This is a genomic window from Mesorhizobium sp. M0626 (assembly GCF_040320665.1).
Classification (GTDB): Bacteria; Pseudomonadota; Alphaproteobacteria; order Rhizobiales; family Rhizobiaceae; genus Mesorhizobium.
On the sequence record NZ_JAMYQD010000003.1, the window covers coordinates 107,998 to 127,593 of the forward strand.

A 19,596-nucleotide genomic window follows, 5' to 3' on the forward strand; every position below is an offset into this window, starting at 1 on the left:
AAAGGGGAACTAACATGATGACTCTCGACCGCCGCAATTTCCTGGCCTCCACAGCCGGCCTGGCCTTCATTGCCGCGTTTCCACGCGCCGCGTACTCGGAGGGGCATGAAACGTTGAAGGTCGCCATTGCCGCCGAAACCGGCGATCTCGACCTGCTGCAAAACGTCTCCACGCTGAGTTCCTACACGGTCGTGTTCGACGCCCTCATACACTATGGCCAGGACGGCGCGCTCGAGCCCGGGCTCGCCACCAAGTGGGCTGTCGCCGGCGACCAGCTTTCGATCGCCTTCGACCTGCGCGAAGGTGTTGCCTTCAGTGACGGCACGCCCTTCGATTCGACCGCCGCCGAATGGAATCTCAAACGCTGGCTGGGCGTCGCGGATTTCTCATGGATCGGTGTGTCCGACGCATTCGACAGCATCGTCACCGATGGACCCAGCAAGTTGACGATCAAGCTAAAGCGTCCGGTGCCCGCCGCCTTGCTGGAGCTCACCATAGTGCGTCCGGTGCGCTTCCTGTCGCCGAAGGCGGTCGACGCCGGCGGCAAGCAGACCGCTCCGGTCGGCACCGGACCGTGGATCGTCGAAAGCTACGATTCCTCCGGCACCGTGCTGGTGCGCAACGACAAATACTGGGGCGAGAAGCCACTGTTTGCTCGCATGGAACTGAAGGTGGTTCCCGACGAACTCGCCCGCGCCAACGCGCTGCGTTCCGGCGACCTCGACGTGATCGGCGGCGACTGGGTGGCGACGCTGTCGCCGCGCCGCGCCCGCGCGCTTGAAAAGGACGGCATGAAAGTGGTGGCCGAGGCCGGCACCGCAACCATGCTGCTCGGTTATTCGCCGAAGGCCAAGATGATGGCCGACAAGGCCGTGCGCGAGGCCATCTATGTCTCGGTCGACCGCGCCGCGATCGCCAAGGTGTTGTTCGAAGGCTACGCAGATCCGGCGGCGGATCTCTTTCCGGCCAACGTGCCTTCCTCGGGCAAGCGGCATAACGTGCCGGTACGCGACGTCGCCGCGGCCAGGAAAATCCTTGCCGATGGCGGTTGGAGCGAAAGCGGAGGCGCCTGGAGCAAGGAGGGCGCGCCGCTGGCGATCGATTTCCTCGTATCGGAGGAATCGCTGCCGGGTTCGCGCCGCATCGCCGAGATGATCCAGGGTCAGCTGTCCGAGGTCGGCTTCCAGGTTCAGGTCTCGTCAGTCGACAACGCCACCATGCACGACCGTCGCCCGGCGTTCGAATATGATCTTGCCTTCTTCACCACCTATGGCGCGCCCTATGATCCGCACGGCACGCTCGGCAACGCGTTCGTATCCACCGCCGACAGCGGGCCGGACGGCAAGATCTATGTTTCCCCGGAGCTTGATGGCGTGGTCAAGGCCGCGCTCGAAGCGAGCGGCGACGAACGCGAAGCCAAGATGCAGGCGCTCTACGACTGGCTGCACGACAACCGGGCGATCTGCCCGCTCGTTGTCAGCCAGCGGCTGTGGGCGCACAATCCTCGCGTCGAGAACTTCGCGCTTCCCGCGACGGACTACGACCTGCCGTTCAAGGCGATCACGCTGAAGGCCTGAACGCCTCGAATCTCCTGGGGGAGTTCCGATGAGACGCACGATTCTGCGAAGGATGTTGCTTGCCTGTCTGCTTGTCGTGGCGGCATCGGCATTGACCTTTACCCTGGTTGCCGCGGCGCCGGGCAACGTCGCCGCGCTCATGGCCGAGCGTGCGGCAGGCCCGGGCGCGGATGCCGAAATGATCAAGAAGATCGGCGAGGACCTCGGGCTCTATGATCCGCTGCCGGTCCGCTACGGCCGATGGCTTTTCAGCGCTATCACCGGCGATCTCGGCGTCTCGCTGCGCACCGGCAAGCCGATCGCGCAGGAATTCGCCGCCAGAATCCCGATGACGGCGGCGCTGCTTGCGGGCGGCGGCATTCTCGCCTTTTTCCTGTCGCTGGCGCTCGGCGTTGCCGGTGCGGTCAGCAATGGTGGCGCGTTGGACCGGTTCCTCCACGCCTTCTCGCTGGTCGGCGCCTCGACGCCGAACTTCTTCGTGGCGGCGCTGCTGGTCATCGTCTTTTCGGTGATGCTGGGCTGGCTGCCCACCTTCGGCGTCAGCGGCTTCACCTCGTGGCTCTTGCCGTGGGTGACAATCGCCCTGTTTCCGGCATCGGTGCTGAGCCGCGTCGTCCGCGTCAACCTCCAGGAGGCCATGTCGCGACCCTTCGCCACGACGGGCTTCGCGAAGGGCTACACGAGGACACAGGTGCTGATGCGCGAGGCTCTGCCCAACATCGCCATCCCGTTCCTGACCACCTTCGGCGCCCAGTTCACGCTGATGATCATCGGTTCGATCGTGGTTGAAACGGTGTTTGCGCTGCGCGGCGTCGGCGCCTTCTTTATCGATGCAATCCGCTTCCGCGACTTCGTCGGCATGCAGTCGGTTCTGTTGCTGTTCGTGGTGTTCTTCGTTGTCGTCAACCTGATGGTTGACGTGATCTGCATGTTTGTCGACCCGCGCATGCGTAGGGCGAGAGGAGCTTGATCCGATGAACACTTCCTTGTTCAGGAGCATGAAGGACTGGCCCTGGCTGGTGCTGCTGCCAGTCGTCTTCTTTGTCGCGGTCGGTGTGCTCGGTCCCTCGATCATGCCTTACGATCCCGGCGCGCAAGACTACGACGTCACGCTTGCGGGACCGAGCTGGGCTCACTGGCTGGGCACCGACTATCTCGGCCGCGATATTCTGAGCCGCATCATCGGCGGCGCCCGCATATCGCTGGTGGCGATGGTGATCGTGCTGGTGGCCGCACTTGCCATCGGCGTCAGCATCGGTTCGTTCGCCGGTTATGTCGGCGGGCGCGTCGAGCTGGTGTTGATCAGCCTCATCGACATCGCGCTGGCGCTGCCAAGCTTGGTGATCGCGCTGGCGCTGATCGGCATTCTCGGCACCGGCTACTGGTCGATGATCACGGCGCTGACGCTGGCGTGGTGGGCGAACTATGCCCGCATGAGCCGCGCCGTGGTCACCGCCGAATTGCAACAGCCCTATATCGAAGCGGCAAGGGTGATGGGCGCCAGCCATCTGTGGATCTTTGTGCGCCATATCCTGCCGCATGTCCTGGCCCTCGTCGTGGTCTATGCCAGCGCCGATGCTGGCGCCCTTGTCCTGGCCATCGCGACGCTGAGCTTCCTCGGCCTGGGCGTCGCGCCGCCGGCGCCGGAATGGGGCCAGATGCTGGTCGACGGCATGAGCTACATTGAGGAATACCCGAGGCTGGTCGTCCTTCCGGGCCTTGCGCTCACTTTGGTGGTGGTCAGCTTCAATCTGCTGGGCGAGACCTTCGCGTTGCAAAAGGTGCCGAGGCCGGTGCGCGGCGGTTTGCTGCGCAAGCGTCGCAAGGCGCGCGCCGTTGAGGAAGCGGAGCGGAACGCCGTCGAAACGGGAACAGCCGCGCCATGAGCGACGAGCCGATCTACTCCATAGAAAACATGGTCATTGATCTCTACGCCACGACCGTTTCCGTGCGCGCGGTCGATGGGGTGTCGTTCAACGTCCGTCCCGGCGAGACAGTCGCCGTCGTCGGCGAGAGCGGTTCGGGCAAGACTGTCATGACGCTTGGGCCGCTCGGCCTGCTGCCCGAGGGCGTCACCGTCGACATCAAGGGATCGGCCCGAGCCGAAGCGAGCGAACTGGTCGGAATGGAGTCCAGGCGCTTGTCTGACCTTCGCGGCCGCTATTTCGGCGTCATTTTCCAGGACCCGATGAGCGCGCTGAACCCGATGCTGAAGATCGGACCGCAACTGGCGCGCCAGGCGCGCCGCTTTGCCAATCTCTCGCATGCGGATGCCCGCAAGGAAGCGGTCTCGCTGCTCGCCCGCACCGGCATCCCTGACCCGGAAGACCGCTACGATCGCTATCCGCATGAAATGTCTGGCGGCATGCTGCAGCGCGCCATGATCGCACTGGCCCTGGCAAGCCGGCCGCGCGTGCTGATCGCCGACGAGCCGACCACTGCGCTGGACGCCACGGTGCAGGCGCAGATCCTGGAGCTCATCCGCCAGATCCAGCGCGAGGAAGGCATCGCGGTCGTGCTGATCACGCACGACATCGGCGTCGTCGCCTCGGTCGCGGACCGGGTCATGGTGCTCTATGCCGGGCAGGTGGCGGAGGAGGGGACCGCGATGGATGTGCTGACGCGGCCGACGCATCCCTATACACGCGGGCTGCTTGCCTCTGTACCGGATTTCCGCGCCGACGAACGCGCCGCGACCAAGGAAATACCAGGTTTGCCGCCGAACCAGATCAGGCTGGAGCCGGGCTGCCGTTTCGCCGCCCGCTGCGAACTGGTTGAGCCCGAATGCCACGTGCATCGGCCGCCGCTCCAGACGATCTCGACGGGCGGGACGCCGCACAAGGTGGGATGCCCGGTGGTGCTGAGGCGGGAAGGGATAGCGGTCCATGGCTGACATTGCGGCGATTGAGGTCAAGGGCCTGAAGGTCCATTTCGCCAACCGCTCCGGCACAGGCGCCGTGCGGGCGGTCGACGGCATCAACCTGACCATTCCGCGTGGTGCCTTCCATGGCATCGTTGGCGAATCCGGTTGTGGCAAGACCACGCTGGCTCGCAGCGTCGTCGGCCTGCAGAAGGAGACTGAGGGTACGGTGCTGATCTCGGGGCGGGATCGCGCCCAGTGGCTGAAGTCGGACCGCAAATCGTTCAGCCGCGAGGTCCAGTTCGTCTTCCAGGATCCGCTGGGCTCGATGAGCCGTCGCCAGACCGTCTACCAGACGCTGGAAGAGCCGCTGCAGATCCATCGCCTCGGATCTTCGGCCGAGCGCCGGCGCCGTATCGGCGAGCTGCTGGATCTGGTGGCGCTGCCAGCGACCGTGCTCGACCGCCTGCCGCGTTCGCTTTCCGGCGGCCAGCGCCAGCGCGTTTCGATCGCTCGCGCGCTTGCGCTGAAGCCATCGATCCTGGTTTGCGACGAACCGCTCAGCGCGCTTGACGTTTCGATCCGGGCGCAGATCGTCAACCTGTTCACATCATTGCAGAAACAGCTTGGCCTTACCATCGTCATCGTTGCGCATGACCTGGCGATCGTGCGCGAGGTCTGCTCAAACGTGACGGTGATGTATCTTGGCCGCATCGCGGAAGCCGGCGTGACGCGGCCGCTGTTTCGCGAGCCGGCCCATCCCTACAGCCAGGCACTGCTTTCGGCGGTTCCTTCGCCGGATCCTCGTATCGAGGCCGGCCGTCGCCGAATCATCCTCGCGGGCGACCCTCCAAGCCCCAGCGCGCCGCCACCGGGATGCCGCTTCAACACCCGCTGTCCTGTGGCGATCGATGTCTGCCGGACCGAGGAGCCGATGTTGCGCTCGGTGCCGCATGGCGGGGTCGCGGCCTGCCACCTGGCCGACGGCGAGCGGCGGCCGGTGATTTGAGTGCCGACTTGATCTGCCCTCGTTGCCCGCTACTTCAGGCCGCCGCCGGCTTCGTGACGGGTGGCCAGCTATGGGTCTCCGCCTTGCGTCGTGAGGCCCAGGCATAAAGCGCATCGTAAATGACGAAGCCGTGCTTCAGGATCTCGTGGTCGTCGGGCGTCACGTCCCGCAGCCCCATGGAGATCGCGAGCAGTCCTGCAGACTGTGGCGTGAGATCGTGCCGATCCGTGTCGGCGCCGCGCACGATCGCGGCAATGGTCACGATCGCCGGGTCGCGATCGAGGCCGAATTTCGAGACGAAGGTGTCGAAGCTGCAACCGTCGCCGACATGGGTGAATTCGACGCCGGGCACGTCGTAGGGTGTCGCGCCCGCTTCCTGGGCAACACGGATCACCTGATCAGGTGCCGCGAACAGGAAATCAGGTTCCTTGTCGATGAAGCGTGCAATCAGCCAGGGGCAGGCGATGCGGTCGATGACCGGGCGTTCACGGGTAACCCATTTCATGACGCAATCCTTTCTTCGCTCATCACCAGAGGGACGGTTGGCGCGCCGATGGCGTGCCAGGCGGCGATGCCGCCTGAGAGCGCCGTTGCATCGACGCCGCGGCGACGCAGTTCGGCGACTGCGTCGCCGCTGACCTGGAAGCCGTAGACGCAATAGACGATGACAGGCCTGTCCCTCGGCAGTTCATCGGCCCAATCGGCAATGGTCTCGGGAGCGCGGAGCTTGGCGCCCGGCAGCATATCGCTGCGTTTTGCCAGATCGTCGGCCAGGCAGACGTCGAGCACGACCAGATCTTCGCCCTGGTCGAGTCGGGCCCGCAGTTCTTCTGGCGCAACAGTTGGAACCTTATTGTCCGATGCAGGTCCTGTTGAAGGATCGCGCTGCGCGACAGCCCGCCGGTGGCGGGCGGCAACCCGCTCCCAATGGATGTTCTTCATGAACGCGTCGACATAGGCGCCAGCCTTGGCGCCAAAATCGAGGTGGTAGGCATGTTCGTACATGTCGAGCGCGAGGATCGGCATGCCGCCGGCGAGACAATTGGTGTGATCCGCCGCCCATTGAATCGTCAGCCGATCGCGGCGCTCCGACCAGGTCAGCAGCGTCCATCCCGAGCCTCCGGCCTGCGCCTTAGCACAAGCCATGAACTTGGCGCGCCATGCCGCCACGCTGCCGAAGTCGCGCTCCAGTGCTGCGGCAAGATCGCCTCCGGCATCGCCGGAACCACCGAGCCCATCGAAATAGATCTCGTGCAGGATCGCCGAATTTGCCGCGACCAGCTCTTCGCGCTTCAACCCGTTGATGTCGAAGACGGGTGCTGCGCCCCAGTCGAGTTCATCGAGCCGCTGTTCGATAGCGTTGAGGCGGCGAACCGCACCGCCGTAATTGTTTTCATAATGGCTGGCCAGCAGGCGTTCGGACAGTCCGACGAGCCTGGGCGGCTTGAACGGCAGCGGCATGATCTGGTGCGGCATTGGATTTCCTCGCTCGGTGGCACGGCCCATCCGTGAGCAGGCGCACGTTATGCCCAAACGAGAAATGATACAAGTGTTGCATCTTGCTCAGGCGTTTGATACGGGTCACTTATGGGCGAGAGGGAATCGATCCCAGCTGCGCCGGGTATTCCACCAAGGACGAGGAGCGAACCATCTGCGGCTGAACCGCAGTCCTCAGGGGCGGCACGCCTTGGGTGGTTGCCACCACCGATGTCGCTTCCGAAAGGCCCGCGGTCACCTCGACGCGACCGTTGTCGGTGACACCAGCCTTGATGGCGAGGCGTGTGATGCGATTGTCCGTGACTGTGTACACGAAGGTGCCGTCGCCATTACTTCCGGGGCCTCCATTCCTGCCGGACGACGTTCGAGGGGCGCCACATGAGCTTTCTTTCTTCGCCCGGAAGTGCGCTGGGGCGCTTCGACAACCGACGATGAGCTTCGCCCGCATTGAAGTATGGTGTCTCTGCGGATCTTGGCCATTTAGTATGGTTTGCGCATGAGCCATGATACAAGTGTTGCATCTAATTCAGTCCATGATACGGTTCACTTATGAGTGAGGGGCAATCGCAGGAGCAGCGCTGGCTGCTCCTGATTTATCAGCTGCCAAGCAAGCCCGCCTATTTCCGGGTGAAGATCTGGCGACGGTTGCAAGGCATCGGCGCGGTCGCAGTCAAAAGCACCGTTTACGCCCTGCCGGCCAATGCCGAGATGCAGGAGGATTTCGAATGGCTTCTGAAGGAGATCGTCGCCGGCGGCGGCGAGGCCATGATTTGCGAGGCGCGCCTTGTCGACGGTCTGTCGGACGCGCAGGTGCGGGCGATGTTCGACGCGGCCCGTGATGCCGACTATGCGGAGATCGCTGGGGAAGCGCGCGAGCTGGCTGCAGCGATTGGGGCCGACGCGACATCGGAAAAACACGCAGAAGCGCGTCCGCAACTTGGTCGCTTGCGCAAGCGGCTCACTGAAGTGGTGATGATCGACTTTTTTGGTGCCAGCGGTCGCCTCACGATCGAGGGACTGATCGCCGAACTTGAAACACAGCTTACAGAGGACAAGGCCATGACCAAGGAACCGAAGAAGACCGCCGAGCCGAGCGAGCTCAAGGGCCGAATCTGGGTCACGCGCCGGGACGTGCATGTCGACCGCATCGCCTGCAGTTGGCTGATCCGCCGGTTCATCGATGCCGATGCAACGATCCGCTTCGTGGCGGGCAAGGGATACGTGCCAAAGGAGGGGGAATTGCGCTTCGACATGTTCGAAGGCGAAATCACCCATGAGGGCGATCGCTGCAGCTTCGAAGTTCTGCTTACCCGCGCCGGCATCAATGATCCGGCACTCCAGGCCATCGCCGAGATCGTCCATGACATCGACCTCAAGGACAACAAGTTCGGTCGCGAGGAGGCGACTGGGATTGCCAGTCTGATTGCAGGCATCGCCATGGCGAACGAGAGCGACGAACAGCGGATCGCGCAGGGCGCTCCTGTCTTCGACAACCTCTATCAGTATTTCCGCAAGAAACGCGGATGACCGCAGGGACTCAAACTATGGCCAATCTGGAGCAGTCCGTCACGACGCCGCCATCTCTGGCCGAAACCCACGACCATGACATTTCGTTTGCGGACGCCATGCGAGTATGGGCCCGCGTTGCAATGCTCAGCTTCGGCGGCCCGGCCGGCCAGATCGCCATGATGCATCGGATCGTCGTTGAGGAAAAGCGCTGGATCGGCGAGACGAGATTCCTGCATGCGCTCAACTACTGCACGCTGCTGCCCGGTCCGGAGGCGCAGCAATTGGCCATCTATATTGGCTGGCTCATGCACAAGACCAAAGGCGGCCTCGTCGCGGGAATCCTGTTCGTGCTGCCAGGCGCGGTCGCCATCATGGTCCTGAGCTGGATCTACGCCATCTTCGGCAACGTTGGCGCTATCCAGGCGCTCTTCTTCGGCCTGAAGGCGGCGGTTCTGGCCATCGTGCTCGAAGCGGTCCTGCGGATCGGCAGGAGGGCGCTCAGGAACAATGTGATGGTCGGCCTCGCTGCGGCAGCCTTCATCGCCCTGTTCTTCTTCCATGCACCGTTCCCGCTGGTCATCCTGGTTGCGGCCGTGATCGGCTACGTCGGGGGCAAGATGGGTTGGGCCGCATTCCAGCCAGGCAATGGACATGGCAAGCTTGGTGGCAAGCAGGTCGATGATGTCGACTCGGCGCTTGGCGAAGGGATGCCGGCGCATGCCCGGCCATCCATCGAATGGTCGCTGAAGATTGCGGCGGTGTTTCTGCTGCTATGGTTCGTTCCGGTCCTTTTCTTGTTGCTGTTTCTTGGGCAAGGCAATGTCTTCACCGACATCGCCATCTTCTTTTCCAAGATGGCGGTGGTGACGTTCGGCGGGGCCTATGCGGTGCTTGCCTATGTCGCCCAGCAAGGAGTCGAGCACTATGGCTGGCTGAAGCCTGGAGAAATGCTGGATGGCCTCGGCATGGCCGAAACAACGCCGGGTCCGCTGATCATGGTCACTCAATTCGTTGGTTTCATGGGAGCATTCCGGGAGCCGGGGGTTCTTAACGCGTTGGTCGCTGGAACGCTCGGCGGCCTTCTGACGACGTGGGTGACCTTCGTCCCGTGCTTCCTGTGGATATTTCTCGGCGCGCCGTACATAGAGACGATGCGCAGCAACAAGGCCCTGTCAGCCGCACTGTCGACCATCACGGCAGCGGTGGTTGGAGTGATCCTGAACCTCGCGGTGTGGTTCGCGCTTCATGTCCTGTTTCGCGATTTGCATGAGATCGGCTTGCTGGGCATGAGGCTCGACGTGCCAGTCCTCGGTTCCCTCAACATTCCGTCTCTCGTACTGACCCTCGGTGCGATGCTGGCGGTATTCCGCTTCAAGGTCGGCGTGATCCCGGTGCTAGCGGCATGTTCGATCCTGGGGGTGCTTTTCGGCGTCGCGGCGGGCTCGGTCTAGGGCGATCTTTCTGCTCGGATGCGAGCATCGCAGTCTATTTCGTATCGGGGCTGCCTGATGGGCGAGCAAGTAGGAGGCGAGGTATAATGGGCACGAGGCGAGTGGCTGTGGTCTGGCGCGGTGACCGGGAGGCGCGTCGCACGGCGACACCGCAGAACAACCGGTTTCATCGCGTGTTCGAGGAACTCGCTGCGATCGGTGTTCACGCCGAACCGGCCGTTTATGACGAAGAGTTTGCCGAGGAGGTTCGGACCCAGCTCCTGGCGACGGACGGCGTGCTGGTCTGGGTCGATCCCTTGCACGAGGGAAAAACCCGTGCGGTGCTCGACCCGCTGCTGCGCGACGTGGCGGCACGCGGCCCCTGGGTGAGTGCACATCCAGACGTGATCCTGAAAATGGGCGTGAAGGAAGTTCTGCACCGTACGAAGCATCTCGGATGGGGAACCGATACTTACCTCTACGGCTCCGCCGAGGCTTTTCGCGAGGCGTTTCCGGAGCGGCTTCGGACGGCCGGTCCACGGGTGCTGAAGCAGAACCGCGGCAATGGCGGCCAGGGAGTATGGAAGGTCGAGCTGATCGGTTCGCTTCCTGGCGGAGAGCCGGCGGTTCGGGTGCTGCACGCGCGACGCGGCAGTATGCCGGAAGAACTCGCACTGCCGGATTTCCTGGCGCGCTGCGAGGTGTATTTGACACCCGATGGCTGCATCGTGGATCAGCCATTCCAACCGCGTTTACCCGACGGGATGATCCGCTGTTACATGGGCGCCGACAAGGTGGTCGGCTTTGGCCACCAGTTCATCAAGGCCCTAATCCCACCACCTCCTGAAGGGCCAGATTCCGAGGCTGCGCAACCAGGGCCGCGGATAATGCATCCCGCCACGGCCGAACCGTTTCAGTCGCTGCGGACCAATATGGAAACCGGGTGGACGCCGCAAATGATGGCTGTGCTAGGCGTCGATGCCAGGTCGCTGCCGATCATTTGGGATGCCGATTTTCTCTACGGACCACGGACTGTGTCAGGTGAAGACACGTATGCGCTTTGTGAGATCAACGTCAGCTCGGTCTTTGCCATCCCCGATCAAGCGCCGGCCGAAATAGCTCGACTCGTTGCCATGCGATTTTGAATCGACGAAGATTGGCGGTCCGAGTGGGGCTCTGGCCGAACGCGGTTCGGCGGTCAGTCCGATGGTCGCCGGACCCCTGCTTGCCGTTTCCGGTTTCGGCTGACCAATTCTCGTCGCCGGTGGCTTGAACACCATCTACGAAATCCTTTGCTCATAACGTTTCGCAAGATTCGGCCGCCCGAGGAACGTTAGCCTCAACCGGCGCGAGATCTGGATTTGGAAGGTCTTGCTAGGGTGACCGCCCCGGAAGAGCTGAACCCGCCATCCGCTGGAACAGGTCGTCGACCTGGGCCGGCGATAGGCTGGAGTCCTCGGCGATCCACCAGGCAAGCACCGAGAGAAAGGCTCCCGATATGAACTGGACGACGAATTCCAGCGGCACGCCCGCGTCGCCGATCCGCTTGCCAGACAGTTCGGTTCGCACTGCGCGCCGTATGCGTTCACGCAATTGATCGTGGATCGTGTCGCCGCTACTCGCAAGTAGCGCTTTGTGAAGCGACCGGAACGCCCGCGCGTGCTCGAACATCGGCAGGCTGAATTCGAACAGGCGATTGCCTGTCTTTTCGTCTGCCGACACGCGCCTGCTCAGCGACAGCAGATGCGCCTCAAGGGCCGCGCTGCGCAATTCGTCCTTGCCGGCATAGTGCGTATAGAAGGTCGACCTGCCGACATCAGCTTTCTGGCAGATGTCTTCCACGGTGAGAGCCGCATAGCCGCACTCTGGGATCAGGGCAATCAGCGCGTCCTGCAGCATGGCGCGCGTGCGCGCGACACGACGGTCGATCGTACCCCTGTCGTCGGGCCGCTCGATTTTAATGGTCATTGCTCTTTCCACCGTGCGGTTTGGGACGTTCAGCGGTCCGTTGTCCAGCAACAGCGCTAATGGACAATCTGTCCAGTATGATACGCCGAGTCCAGAAGCTCAAGAATGCCTTGAGCACTCCGGAAACGGACGAGGAGGCAAAAGGAAATGCACCAATTTGGTCATCGGGCTGGAAACGGACAGCATTCGCGAAAGGGTGTTATTATGCTTGCCGTGCTCGTCAAACTGTCGCTGGTCGCCGGTTTTCTGCTAATGCTTCATTTCGGGGACGGCTATCTCAATGCCGGTGCTTGGACGGCTGCAGTCCACGGCCTCATCCTCGCTGCGGTCGCGGCATTCGCACTCTGGGGCGGCTTCCATCACATGCGGACTGCCGGCGCGCATGGCGCCGGCGAAAGGGGCATTGGCATCGTCCTGCATAGGGCGGTCGGCTATGACCTGCTTGCGCGCGTCCTGACTTGGGGCCGCGAGGACCGGTTCCGTGAATTCATGCTGCGTCTGGCAAGGCTCCAGCCCGGCGAGGCGATGCTCGATGTCGCCTGCGGTACGGGCACGCTTGCCATAGCCGCGAGACGGTTGGTCGGAGCGGTCGGACGCGTCACGGGCGTCGACGCATCGGTCGAAATGGTCGAGAGGGCGCGCGTCAAGGCTACGCGAGCCGGCGTTGATCTTACCTTCGTCCAGGCGACGGCCCAGGAACTTCCCTTCGAGGATGGCCAATTCGACATCGTGATCGGTACGCTCATGCTGCATCACCTGCCGAAACCCGACCGATCGACCTTCTTCCGTGAAGCGGAGCGGGTTCTGAAGCCGGGAGGCCGACTGCTGCTGATCGACTTCGGAAGGCCGCTGCACGAATCCAGATTGCCGAGGCTCCATCGGCACGGGCATATCGACATGAATGCGGTCGGAACTCTACTGGTCGAGACAGGCTTCAGGGTCGACGATACCGGCGCCGTCGGGACCATGAACCTCGATTATGTGCGCGCGACCACGGACAAGATCCTGCCTGCCTGAGCGCGGCATGCCGCGGCGACCGGACCGGGCGCGCCGCCGCCAGGAAGACGCGCGGGCCGGTAGTCGCGGGCCGCGCTGCATTGCGTGCGTAGCCGCCGCGGCGCTATCTTGCCGATTGGCTATCCCGGCCTGCTTCGATACGCGAGTCTACCGAATGCCCAAGACCTACTTGTCCTTGACGCTTGCGGCCGCATGGTTGGCATCACCGCTTGCGCATGCCGATGGCGTCGACCGGGCGCTGGATGCCTTCCACGCGACATGCCTGGCGCACGGCCCCGACTTCGAGCGAACCGCGACATTGGCAAAGACGCGCGGATGGACGCCGCTCGTCGACGGCGCGGCACTTGCTCCTGTGGATGCCATGAAGGCGTTCCGCGGATGGCAGGTCACCGGCGACGACCTTCCGGCCGGAACGATGGTCGCGGTGACCAGGGCGACCATGGACGGCAGGTCCGTCCAGACCTGCTCGCTCAAGCTTTTCGATGTCGACCGCGCCGAGTTTGAAAAACGGTTCTTCCACCGCACCGACGCCGAAAAAATCGGCGAGGAGAGGAAGGGCAGGCAGGTTTCCCGGCTGTTCATACTGATCGCGGGCAATCGCAAGCAGCTCGTGCATTTGACGTCGCCAGCCGTTCGGGGCACAGCGAACGCCATCATAGCAAGTTCGATCGTCGATGATTGAAAAGGCTTCGCGGGCCGCGTCCCAATTTAGCCTGCTTGCGCTGCCAGATCACTCGGTTGGCACGCAATGACGAGAAAGCGAGCGCAAATGCGACTGACCAGCACGATTTTTGGCATGGCGCTCCTGCTCGCCTCCACCGTCGCGGTCGGCGCTCATCCTCATGTCTTCGCGGAAGCCCGTTTGGACCTAACGGTTGGCGCTGACAAGTCGGTCAAGTCGCTCAAGCATCTCTGGCGGTTCGACGAGCTCTTCTCCTCGACGGTGCTGATGGAGTTCGACAAGAATTCCGACCTTACTCTCGACGCCGAAGAACTCGACGCCGCCGCCCTCACCATCCATGCCTCACTGGAAGAATACAATTATTTCCAAATGGTCACTGTGGAAGGCAAGGACGTGGCGATGACGCCGCCGGCGAGGCTGGTCACTAGCTACGAGAACAATCAACTCGTCATCCAATTCGAGACGCAGCCGAAAGACACGTTGGCGCTCGCCGGCAAGGTGAGCATCGGCGTCTACGATCCGACCTTCTACACCGCGATCGATTTCACCGATGACGATAAGATCGCCGTGGCTGGCCTACCCAAAGATTGCACGAGGGCCGTCGTCCGCCCCGATCCGAATACCGCAATCGCACAGAATCAGACGAAATTGACGGATGCCTTCTTCAGCGATCCGACCGGAACCGATCTCGGCAAGATATTCGCGACACGCCTTGAATTGACGTGCAGTTGAAGCGGCGGAACGGATAGAACGTGTTTTTCCAAACCCTGGTCGAGTTTCAACGCACGATATACTTGGCGCTCGCCGAACAGATCAAATTGCTGTCAGCCGGGGGCGACTGGCTGGCGTTCACTGCCTTCCTGCCGATGGGTGTCCTGTTCGGAGCTGCGCATGCTTTGACACCCGGACACAGCAAAGCCGTGCTGGCTACCTATTTGGCCGGATCGGATGCCAGCATCCGTCGCGGCCTACTGGTGTCGCTGACACTCTCCTTCACCCATGTCACGATTGCCGTTGTGATTGCAGCCCTCTCGTTGCCATTGGTCTCGATTGCGCTGGGCAGCGTCGGCCGGGCGCCGCTTTTGGAGGATGTCAGTCGTGGCCTGCTCGGGTTAATTGGTCTGTGGATGCTTTGGCGGGCGCTCAGCCACGGTCATCACCATCAGCATGAAGGCGAGGTTGTGGGCGTCATGGCCGGCCTGATCCCATGTCCATTGACGCTCTTCGCGATGACCTTCGCGATCTCAAGAGGTGTTCCGGTCGCGGGCATACTCTTTGCAATCACCATGATGGCCGGCGTGGCACTGACGTTGTCTTGCGTGGCAGTTCTGTCGATCCTGTTTCGGGAACGGCTGGTGCATTTCTTCGACCGTCGGCCGCGCCTGTTCGATGTGATATCGCGAACTATGGAAGGTACCGCCGGCCTTATTCTTACTGGCGTGGCTGTCTGGCAAATCTCGTCGAAATGAGAAAGTTTGACCGACCGCTAAGGCCACAGCGATTCTCATAGGGATCACATTGCAATTAACGACGTCGTGCCATTAAGTGCCGGCACGCGCGGTTCGGGTTTGGGTTTAGAACATTGAGCGACCGTCAGAAGATCATTTGGATGATAGCGCTGGCGATCCTCGCCGGCATCGGGGTGATATTGCTAAATCACTGGATCAAAGGCGATCTCTACGCGGCGGGTCCATTGACTTCGACTACCCAGACGCCACATTTAGTTCGGCCGGCATGACCGGTTCTTTTTCTATCCGATTTCTGGCCCGCCGGTTCGCGCCGGCGGATTTTTTGCGGGGGTAGGATACTCAGCGCGGATTTGGCTATCTTGCCCCTTTGTCAGAGGCGGAGCTGCGGTGATCGCTCCGCAATGATGGCCAACGGCGGTTCCACGACGGCGGCATACGCGCTTGAGAGATGAGAGTGGCTGTTTCATAAAGAGGATATCATGCCTGCGGACGATGGTAGTCTACGCGACATTCTTGGAATTCTGTTGGTTCTCCTACTCGTAGGCGCCAACGGTTTCTTTGTCGCCGCCGAATTTGCGCTGGTCGCGGTTAGACGAAGCCGCGTCGACGAATTGGCTACAGCTGGACGCTCGAACGCCAGCCTCCTTCAACGGGCTTTGGTGAATCTCGATGCGAACCTTGCAGCAACTCAGCTCGGCATCACCATCTCATCGCTGGCGCTCGGTTGGGTCGGCGAGCCTGCACTCGCTCATCTGATCGAGCCACTCCTCTTGGGAGTGATGGGGTCGCTGGCCACGGCAGCTTCGCACACCATTGCCGTCGCAATCGCCTTCATCATCATAACCGCGCTACACATTGTCCTGGGTGAACTAGCGCCGAAAAGTCTGGCGCTCCAGCGCAGCGAGAGCACGGCACTTCGGGTCGTCCGCCCTCTCGGTCTGTTCCTGTTCCTGCTCAGGCCGGCGATTCTTGTTCTCAACGGTCTCGGCAATCTGGTGCTGCGTCTGTGCGGTCTGCGTCCGGGCACAGGCGAGGAGTCCTTGCATTCGCCCGAAGAGCTGAAGCTGCTCGTGGCGGCAAGCCAGGAGGCAGGGCTCCTTCATCAGACGCAACAGGAACTGGTCGAGCGTGTCTTCAACATCGGCGATCGGCGCATTGCCGACATCATGACACCGCGACGCGATATCGACTGGATCGATACCGACGACATCCCTGACGAGATTCTGCGCACCATCCGGCAATGTCGCCATGAGCGGCTTCTGGTCGGCCGTGGGGGGATAGACGAACCGCTTGGCATGATTCTGAAGAAGGACCTTCTCGACCAGGTGCTCGACGGCAAAACGCTTGACCCGATGGCGGTCATCCGAGAACCTTTGATCGTTCACGAGGCAACGCCGATTTTCCGTGTACTCGATCAGTTCAAGCGGACGCCGGTGCGTCTGGCGATCGTCATCGACGAATATGGCGCTCTGGAGGGGATCGTCACCCAGACCGATCTGCTCGAAGCCATCGCAGGCGACCTTCCTGACTTGGACAATGAGGACCCTGATGTCATCGAGCGCGATGACGGGTCCTTGCTCATCGACGGAATGATGCTGGCGCACGATGCGTTCGCTCGCCTAGGATTCCGATCGGGGTCTGCCGAAGGGGATTTTCACACGATCGCTGGGTTCGCCTTGTCCCGCCTTGGGCACTTGCCGGAAGCCGGTGAGCACTTTGACTACGAGGGCTGGCGCTTCGAGATCCTCGATATGGATGGAAGGCGGATCGACAAGCTGCTCGCTCGCCGTGAGCCGCCTACATCCAAGCCGGCAACGAGTTGAGACTGACCGCGCGATAGGCCGGTAAGCCGGCCGGCCTTTTGCGCGCGAATATTTCCACTTTTCGAACCCACGCTCCCACAGTAGTCCCTATCCACAAACGCCCGTCAGTTCTCCCAGGACGCGTCTCCGCTGGAGGTCACAGTGGCTGGTGAGCGTCTTCGCGTCGCGCTATGTGATCAATGGAACCGACAATTGAGGGTCTAAATGGACGTCAAGAGCGCCGTCTGGCTGATTATTGGGGTCCTGGTGGTGCTAGTGGTGGCCTTTCTCACCGCAATGGCATTCGGGCTGCTATGAGTCAGCCAGGCTGATCGACACTCGCCACAGGCCGTTGTGGCGCCGGGGCGGTGGCACCCCCATTACCACAGCGACTGCGCGACGGAGGGACATGTCGGTTGCGTGTCGACGAACCCACAGATGCGGCATGCGGCAATGTTTTGCGGCGAAGAATGATTTTTGAATCGTGTACAGAAGTCATGGCCAAGACCAATCCCAAATCCCCTGATTTTCCGCCGCCGCGCCGTTGACCCGCTTTGAGAAAGCCGAGTTCGCGAAGCTTTGCGATCCGAAAGGCCGTCGCAAATCAACTTGCGCCGACAGATGCATCGCTGGTCTGTGATCTGGTAACGGCGAGGTCGCGCTCATCGCCATGCGAGCCCTGTTCAAGCGCGCTGTGGCCGATTGCAGCGACTCCGAATTTCTTTCGACGAAACGACATCTGCTGTCGATCACCAGCGGCATTGACCGGACAACGGCGGCCACGCAAAAGATGGCCGCGCAATTGGGTGTCTAAGCCCGTCGCTCGCCATTTCATCGGCCAATCATGATGCGCGGGAGCAATATTGGACATTGTAGATTGGCACTTAACCAGTAGGTGATTTGCAATCAGCCAGTTGTGCTAACTCCACGATAGTGCTCTTCTGTCCGAATTATCTTGGGAGGGCGATATGAAATCTACAATTCTCGCCGCCATGGCGGCTTTGACCATGTTGGCATTTTCGGTCGATACCTTCGCACACGGCGGCGGCACCGATGCCAATGGGTGCCATACCAACCACAAGACTGGCGAGTATCACTGCCACTGATATCAGGACCAAATTGCGTGATTTGGGTTCGTGCGAGTAGGCATATTCGCGGCGCCTAGATAGCAGCGTTGCTCACCATGGGGGGCGCAGATGAGAATTCGAAGGCTGTTCCACTTGGCACATTGATGCTTGCGGCGGCATCAGCCACGCCATGTCATGCGCAGGGGACTTTCGGAGGAAATGACTGCACCGAAGATTGTTCCGGGCATAAAGCTGGCTACGACTGGGCTGAGCAAAATCAGATTTCCAACGACAGCGACTGCAGCTCAAACAGCCAACCATTTAATGAGGGCTGCCAAACCTTCGTCGAAGACCCGTCTCGCGGTTCGAACGAAGACGATGAAGGCGAAGAGATAGACGACTGAGATACAGCGCTGATTCGGATAAGGATCCAGCCGGCGGCTTCCCGTCGTGTAGGCGCGGTCGCTTTTGGTGTGGCATCTTTCATCGGCTGCGCTCATGCCGAAGACGCGTGCGCCCCAAACTACGCGGGAGCCTGCGTTCCAATCGCCAGCGACGTCGATTGCTCCTCCGGAAAGGGCAATGGTCCGCCTATGTACGCGGCCCGGTCACTGTTGTCGGCAGGGATATCTATGATCTGGACGCGACGGCGATGGGATCGGCTGCGAAAACGGCTAGAGCCACGCTACGGCTTGGACGGCCCTGTCCCGTTCCACTGGATGAACGCCACTTCCTTCCCGGTGACTTCCCGCACGGCTTTCAACAGCACCTCATGCAGGACGCGCGTCTGCCGGTAGTGGTCGCTATGGGGCGATATAAACGGCTTGATGATACTTAAGTGCAGTGCCTCCGCTGCCGTCACAAAGCGCTCAATTTCAGCCTGTGATAATTGCTGCGAACCTTTCGACCTGGCCATGTCCTACCTCGAAATCTCTGTGTGCCAGACGACCTTGCCGTCGATCTTCATCGGCTTGTGGATCATCAAGCGCTTCGGCAGATGCTCGGGATGCACCTCCAAACCAATGGTCGAACCGGGAATTTCCACCACTCTTATCGGGAAAGTCACGCAGCGCATCACCTCGGCGTCAGACGCCCGGCGTGAATCCGACCTTCCAGCAATGCCTCACCGCGCGTCGGCGTGACCGCAGCGGGAACATTCGGCCATGCGGTGGAGGATCAGGTGTGACGCATCTATAGGAAATCGTCGGCATCTGTCGGCTTAGAAGTGCTGCCCTCAGCAATCAATTGGTCGCCTTCGGAGCCGCCCCGAACGCGATGACGATTCAGCCCAAAGATTAGGGAAATCGGACGTCCCTTCTTCACCGGTTAGGAGTAGGACCAACACCGCCCTGGCGCGTGAGGAAGGTCTGTGACCGAAATTCAGAAGCGCAGGGCGCAAGCTACAATGGCCCTGACTGATCTTAGCCAATGTGGCGTTCCTTCCGGGTATTCTTTCCAGGCCACGCCCAAGGCGTCCTCGAATGGATTGGGTCTGACCGAAGACCGTCTTCGTTTCACTCCGTCTCGATCGTCTTCTCGCAACGTCGGCGCTGCGTTTTCTTCCCCTGTCCGCTGCGCGTCCATTCCTCACGGTCCAAGAAAGCCTCGCGTCGCCGTCTTCCACTTCGTTTCAGCCCCTTCGGGATGCAGACCGATCGTTTCCGGTCTCACGTCCACCATCGAGGCCGCGATGGGCGCGGCCCGAGAAA

General features: G+C 61.6%; 21 protein-coding genes. 15 read left to right on the forward strand and 6 right to left on the reverse strand.

Annotation, left to right across the window (positions count from 1 at the left end):
* The first annotated feature begins 14 nt into the window (after nt 1-14).
* Genes NKI37_RS04295 through NKI37_RS04315 form a run of 5 tightly spaced genes read left to right on the forward strand, consistent with a single transcriptional unit; the run spans nt 15 to nt 5,446 of the window.
* Nucleotides 15-1,577 (forward strand): ABC transporter substrate-binding protein, encoded by a 1,563-nt coding sequence (locus NKI37_RS04295; RefSeq protein ID WP_023713971.1) that lies wholly within the window; start codon nt 15-17, stop codon nt 1,575-1,577.
* Between the two features lie 28 nt (nt 1,578-1,605).
* Nucleotides 1,606-2,547, forward strand: a complete 942-nt coding sequence (locus NKI37_RS04300; RefSeq protein WP_023703912.1) for an ABC transporter permease — start codon at nt 1,606-1,608, stop codon at nt 2,545-2,547.
* A 4-nt stretch (nt 2,548-2,551) separates the two neighbouring features.
* Nucleotides 2,552-3,463: an ABC transporter permease gene (locus tag NKI37_RS04305; protein WP_023669882.1), complete on the forward strand. Its 912-nt coding sequence runs from the start codon at nt 2,552-2,554 to the stop codon at nt 3,461-3,463.
* The gene (locus NKI37_RS04310; RefSeq protein WP_023725080.1) at nt 3,460-4,470 is read left to right on the forward strand and encodes an ABC transporter ATP-binding protein; all 1,011 of its coding nucleotides are present in this window, start codon (nt 3,460-3,462) and stop codon (nt 4,468-4,470) included. Before NKI37_RS04305 ends, NKI37_RS04310 begins: the two co-directional genes overlap by 4 nt.
* Nucleotides 4,463-5,446: an ABC transporter ATP-binding protein gene (locus tag NKI37_RS04315; RefSeq protein ID WP_031198285.1), complete on the forward strand. Its 984-nt coding sequence runs from the start codon at nt 4,463-4,465 to the stop codon at nt 5,444-5,446. Before NKI37_RS04310 ends, NKI37_RS04315 begins: the two co-directional genes overlap by 8 nt.
* Nucleotides 5,447-5,480: 34 nt before the next feature.
* Here the strand turns inward: NKI37_RS04315 and NKI37_RS04320 are convergent, their stop codons facing one another.
* Together NKI37_RS04320 and NKI37_RS04325 are read right to left on the reverse strand one after the other, a co-directional pair.
* Nucleotides 5,481-5,951 (reverse strand): chromate resistance protein ChrB domain-containing protein, encoded by a 471-nt coding sequence (locus NKI37_RS04320; protein ID WP_023669885.1) that lies wholly within the window; start codon nt 5,949-5,951, stop codon nt 5,481-5,483.
* Complete coding sequence (locus NKI37_RS04325) at nt 5,948-6,922, reverse strand: Fe-Mn family superoxide dismutase (protein WP_023669886.1); 975 nt, start codon at nt 6,920-6,922, stop codon at nt 5,948-5,950. Before NKI37_RS04325 ends, NKI37_RS04320 begins: the two co-directional genes overlap by 4 nt.
* A gap of 570 nt (nt 6,923-7,492) precedes the next feature.
* On the opposite strand from NKI37_RS04325, the gene NKI37_RS04330 reads away from it, so the two are divergent.
* The 3 genes from NKI37_RS04330 (at nt 7,493) to NKI37_RS04340 (ending at nt 11,027) form a co-directional block, all read left to right on the forward strand.
* Nucleotides 7,493-8,470, forward strand: coding sequence for a chromate resistance protein ChrB domain-containing protein (locus tag NKI37_RS04330; protein ID WP_352791645.1), 978 nt, complete (start codon nt 7,493-7,495; stop codon nt 8,468-8,470).
* 17 nt (nt 8,471-8,487) lie between these two features.
* Nucleotides 8,488-9,903 carry a chromate efflux transporter gene (chrA, locus tag NKI37_RS04335; RefSeq protein ID WP_031192963.1) on the forward strand — a complete coding sequence of 472 codons (1,416 nt, stop codon included), beginning with the start codon at nt 8,488-8,490 and terminating at the stop codon, nt 9,901-9,903.
* 86 nt (nt 9,904-9,989) lie between these two features.
* A complete protein-coding gene (locus NKI37_RS04340; RefSeq protein WP_031198281.1) occupies nt 9,990-11,027 on the forward strand; it encodes a Cj0069 family protein in 1,038 nt (345 codons plus the stop codon).
* A gap of 229 nt (nt 11,028-11,256) precedes the next feature.
* Here NKI37_RS04340 and NKI37_RS04345 read toward each other — a convergent pair whose 3' ends face one another.
* The gene (locus NKI37_RS04345; protein WP_023807249.1) at nt 11,257-11,850 is read right to left on the reverse strand and encodes a TetR/AcrR family transcriptional regulator; all 594 of its coding nucleotides are present in this window, start codon (nt 11,848-11,850) and stop codon (nt 11,257-11,259) included.
* 204 nt (nt 11,851-12,054) lie between these two features.
* Between NKI37_RS04345 and NKI37_RS04350 the strand changes: the two genes are divergently transcribed.
* The 5 genes from NKI37_RS04350 (at nt 12,055) to NKI37_RS04370 (ending at nt 16,841) form a co-directional block, all read left to right on the forward strand.
* Nucleotides 12,055-12,867 carry a class I SAM-dependent methyltransferase gene (locus NKI37_RS04350; protein WP_050587014.1) on the forward strand — a complete coding sequence of 271 codons (813 nt, stop codon included), beginning with the start codon at nt 12,055-12,057 and terminating at the stop codon, nt 12,865-12,867.
* Between the two features lie 154 nt (nt 12,868-13,021).
* The gene (locus NKI37_RS04355; RefSeq protein WP_023685957.1) at nt 13,022-13,549 is read left to right on the forward strand and encodes a hypothetical protein; all 528 of its coding nucleotides are present in this window, start codon (nt 13,022-13,024) and stop codon (nt 13,547-13,549) included.
* An 87-nt stretch (nt 13,550-13,636) separates the two neighbouring features.
* Nucleotides 13,637-14,281, forward strand: a complete 645-nt coding sequence (locus tag NKI37_RS04360; RefSeq protein WP_155921602.1) for a DUF1007 family protein — start codon at nt 13,637-13,639, stop codon at nt 14,279-14,281.
* 20 nt (nt 14,282-14,301) lie between these two features.
* Nucleotides 14,302-15,018 carry a HoxN/HupN/NixA family nickel/cobalt transporter gene (locus NKI37_RS04365; RefSeq protein WP_023807251.1) on the forward strand — a complete coding sequence of 239 codons (717 nt, stop codon included), beginning with the start codon at nt 14,302-14,304 and terminating at the stop codon, nt 15,016-15,018.
* 479 nt (nt 15,019-15,497) lie between these two features.
* Entirely contained in the window at nt 15,498-16,841 is a 1,344-nt protein-coding gene (locus NKI37_RS04370; RefSeq protein ID WP_023807252.1) for a hemolysin family protein, read from the forward strand.
* A gap of 583 nt (nt 16,842-17,424) precedes the next feature.
* Here NKI37_RS04370 and NKI37_RS04375 read toward each other — a convergent pair.
* Complete coding sequence (locus tag NKI37_RS04375; protein ID WP_155927106.1) at nt 17,425-17,691, reverse strand: hypothetical protein; 267 nt, start codon at nt 17,689-17,691, stop codon at nt 17,425-17,427.
* Between the two features lie 97 nt (nt 17,692-17,788).
* Between NKI37_RS04375 and NKI37_RS04380 the strand changes: the two genes are divergently transcribed.
* Nucleotides 17,789-17,926 (forward strand): YHYH domain-containing protein, encoded by a 138-nt coding sequence (locus tag NKI37_RS04380; protein WP_023669898.1) that lies wholly within the window; start codon nt 17,789-17,791, stop codon nt 17,924-17,926.
* Between the two features lie 77 nt (nt 17,927-18,003).
* Entirely contained in the window at nt 18,004-18,291 is a 288-nt protein-coding gene (locus NKI37_RS04385; protein WP_245260592.1) for a hypothetical protein, read from the forward strand.
* Between the two features lie 281 nt (nt 18,292-18,572).
* Here the strand turns inward: NKI37_RS04385 and NKI37_RS04390 are convergent, their stop codons facing one another.
* Both NKI37_RS04390 and NKI37_RS04395 read right to left on the reverse strand, forming a co-directional pair.
* Nucleotides 18,573-18,803 (reverse strand): hypothetical protein, encoded by a 231-nt coding sequence (locus tag NKI37_RS04390; protein WP_023696809.1) that lies wholly within the window; start codon nt 18,801-18,803, stop codon nt 18,573-18,575.
* A gap of 3 nt (nt 18,804-18,806) precedes the next feature.
* A complete protein-coding gene (locus NKI37_RS04395) occupies nt 18,807-18,953 on the reverse strand; it encodes a hypothetical protein (protein ID WP_155927107.1) in 147 nt (48 codons plus the stop codon).
* Nucleotides 18,954-19,596 lie beyond the last annotated feature (643 nt).